Genomic DNA, 1,607 nt, shown 5'->3' with positions numbered 1-1,607 from the left:
GCACCAACATAAGTTAAGGTATAGTTGCTGCTCAAAGCAAGTGTACCCTGGTTGATTGCATACGTACCCACATTTTCGCCAGGTGTTCTGGTCAGGCTTCCGCTGAAGCTATCCCCTGTTACCAGTGAAGGTGCAGAGGTATAAGTCAGTGCAGGATCTGCATCGCCATAAGTTTTGCTTTTCGCTGCGGCCGTTACTGTTATTGTTTTCGCACCGATTGTTAAATCAGCACCAACATAAGTTAAGGTATAGTTGCTGCTCAAAGCAAGTGTTCCCTGGTTGATGGCATACGTACCTACATTTTCTCCAGGCAACCTGGTCAGGCTTCCGCTGAAGCTATCGCCTGTTACCAATGCAGGTGCAGAGGTATAAGTCAGTGCAGGATCTGCATCGCCATAAGTTTTGCTTTTCGCTGCGGCCGTTACTGTTATTGTTTTCGCACCGATGGTTAAATCAGCACCAACATAAGTTAAGGTATAGTTGCTGCTCAAAGCAAGTGTACCCTGGTTGATTGCATACGTACCCACATTTTCGCCAGGTGTTCTGGTCAGACTTCCGCTGAAGCTATCACCTGTTACCAATGCAGGTGCAGAGGTATAAGTCAGTGCAGGATCTGCATCGCCATAAGTTTTGCTTTTCGCTGCGGCCGTTACTGTTATTGTTTTCGCACCGATTGTTAAATCAGCACCAACATAAGTTAAGGTATAGTTGCTGCTCAAAGCAAGTGTTCCCTGGTTGATGGCATACGTACCTACATTTTCTCCAGGCAACCTGGTCAGGCTTCCGCTGAAGCTATCACCTGTTACCAATGCAGGTGCAGAGGTATAAGTCAGTGCAGGATCGGCATCGCCATAAGTTTTGCTTTTCGCTGCGGCCGTTACCGTGATCGTTTTTGCACCAATCGTTAAATCAGCACCAACATACGTCAAGGTATAGTTGCTGCTCAAGGCAAGTGTTCCCTGGTTAATTGCATAAGTACCCACGTTTTCGCCAGGCAACCTGGTCAGGCTTCCGCTGAAGCTATCCCCTGTTACCAGTGAAGGTGCAGAGGTATAAGTCAGTGCAGGATCTGCATCGCCATAAGTTTTGCTTTTCGCTGCGGCCGTTACTGTTATTGTTTTCGCACCGATGGTTAAATCAGCACCAACATAAGTTAAGGTATAGTTGCTGCTCAAAGCAAGTGTACCCTGGTTGATTGCATACGTACCCACATTTTCGCCAGGTGTTCTGGTCAGACTTCCGCTGAAGCTATCACCTGTTACCAATGCAGGTGCAGAGGTATAAGTCAGTGCAGGATCGGCATCGCCATAAGTTTTGCTTTTCGCTGCGGCCGTTACTGTTATTGTTTTCGCACCGATTGTTAAATCAGCACCAACATAAGTTAAGGTATAGTTGCTGCTCAAAGCAAGTGTTCCCTGGTTGATGGCATACGTACCTACATTTTCTCCAGGCAACCTGGTCAGGCTTCCGCTGAAGCTATCACCTGTTACCAATGCAGGTGCAGAGGTATAAGTCAGTGCAGGATCGGCATCGCCATAAGTTTTGCTTTTCGCTGCGGCCGTTACCGTGATCGTTTTTGCACCAATCGTTAAATCAGCACCAACATA

1 protein-coding gene is annotated in these 1,607 nt (G+C 47.3%); it reads right to left on the bottom strand.

Going from position 1 to position 1,607, the window contains the following annotated elements; genetic code table 11:
• Positions 1–1,607: MBG domain-containing protein (locus tag BCL90_RS25485; RefSeq protein WP_317126822.1), on the bottom strand; the 1,607-nt coding region annotated here is incomplete at both ends.

Origin of the sequence: Pedobacter alluvionis, assembly GCF_003664035.1 — a bacterium.
Lineage (GTDB): Bacteria > Bacteroidota > Bacteroidia > Sphingobacteriales > Sphingobacteriaceae > Pedobacter > Pedobacter alluvionis.
Note: the sequence above shows the minus strand (reverse complement) of the source record. Positions and strands in the feature narration are given on the sequence as shown.